Below are 1,552 nucleotides of genomic sequence, written 5' to 3'. Positions count from 1 at the left end.
AACACAGTGGACGCGAGCAACTGAGGACAAGCCCTCGGCCTATTAGTACCGGTCACCTCCACACGTTACCGTGCTTCCAGATCCGGCCTATCAACCCAGTCGTCTACTGGGAGCCTTACCCCATCAAGTGGGTGGGAGTCCTCATCTCGAAGCAGGCTTCCCGCTTAGATGCTTTCAGCGGTTATCCCTCCCGAACGTAGCCAACCAGCCATGCCCTTGGCAGAACAACTGGCACACCAGAGGTTCGTCCGTCCCGGTCCTCTCGTACTAGGGACAGCCCTTCTCAAGACTCCTACGCGCACAGCGGATAGGGACCGAACTGTCTCACGACGTTCTAAACCCAGCTCGCGTACCGCTTTAATGGGCGAACAGCCCAACCCTTGGGACCGACTCCAGCCCCAGGATGCGACGAGCCGACATCGAGGTGCCAAACCATCCCGTCGATATGGACTCTTGGGGAAGATCAGCCTGTTATCCCCGGGGTACCTTTTATCCGTTGAGCGACGGCGCTTCCACAAGCCACCGCCGGATCACTAGTCCCGACTTTCGTCCCTGCTCGACCCGTCGGTCTCACAGTCAAGCTCCCTTGTGCACTTACACTCAACACCTGATTGCCAACCAGGCTGAGGGAACCTTTGGGCGCCTCCGTTACTCTTTAGGAGGCAACCGCCCCAGTTAAACTACCCATCAGACACTGTCCCTGATCCGGATCACGGACCCAGGTTAGACATCCAGCACGACCAGAGTGGTATTTCAACGGCGACTCCACGAACACTGGCGTGCCCGCTTCAAAGTCTCCCACCTATCCTACACAAGCCGAACCGAACACCAATATCAAACTGTAGTAAAGGTCCCGGGGTCTTTCCGTCCTGCTGCGCGAAACGAGCATCTTTACTCGTAGTGCAATTTCACCGGGCCTATGGTTGAGACAGTCGAGAAGTCGTTACGCCATTCGTGCAGGTCGGAACTTACCCGACAAGGAATTTCGCTACCTTAGGATGGTTATAGTTACCACCGCCGTTTACTGGCGCTTAAGTTCTCAGCTTCGCCCCACCGAAATGGAGCTAACCGGTCCCCTTAACGTTCCAGCACCGGGCAGGCGTCAGTCCGTATACATCGCCTTACGGCTTCGCACGGACCTGTGTTTTTAGTAAACAGTCGCTTCTCGCTGGTCTCTGCGGCCACCCCCAGCTCAGAGCGCGAAGCTCATCACCGGATGTGGCCCCCCTTCTCCCGAAGTTACGGGGGCATTTTGCCGAGTTCCTTAACCATAGTTCACCCGAACGCCTCGGTATTCTCTACCTGACCACCTGAGTCGGTTTAGGGTACGGGCCGCCATGAAACTCGCTAGAGGCTTTTCTCGACAGCATAGGATCATCCACTTCACCACAATCGGCTCGGCATCAGGTCTCAGCCACAAGGTGTGCGGATTTACCTACACACCGGCCTACACCCTTACCCCGGGACAACCACCGCCCGGGATGGACTACCTTCCTGCGTCACCCCATCACTCACCTACTAACCGCTTGGTCCGGCGGCTCCACCACTCCCC

General features: G+C 57.2%; 1 rRNA gene (running past one end of the window). It reads right to left on the bottom strand.

Annotation, left to right across the window (positions count from 1 at the left end):
* Nucleotides 1–22 precede the first annotated feature (22 nt).
* Nucleotides 23–1,552 (bottom strand): 23S ribosomal RNA (locus ACIQ9G_RS32760); it runs 1,373 nt beyond the window's last position.

Origin of the sequence: Streptomyces sp. NPDC096152, from assembly GCF_044763235.1 — a bacterium.
In the GTDB taxonomy this organism is placed as follows: Bacteria; Actinomycetota; Actinomycetes; order Streptomycetales; family Streptomycetaceae; genus Streptomyces.
This window is presented reverse-complemented; position numbering and strand designations above follow the sequence as displayed.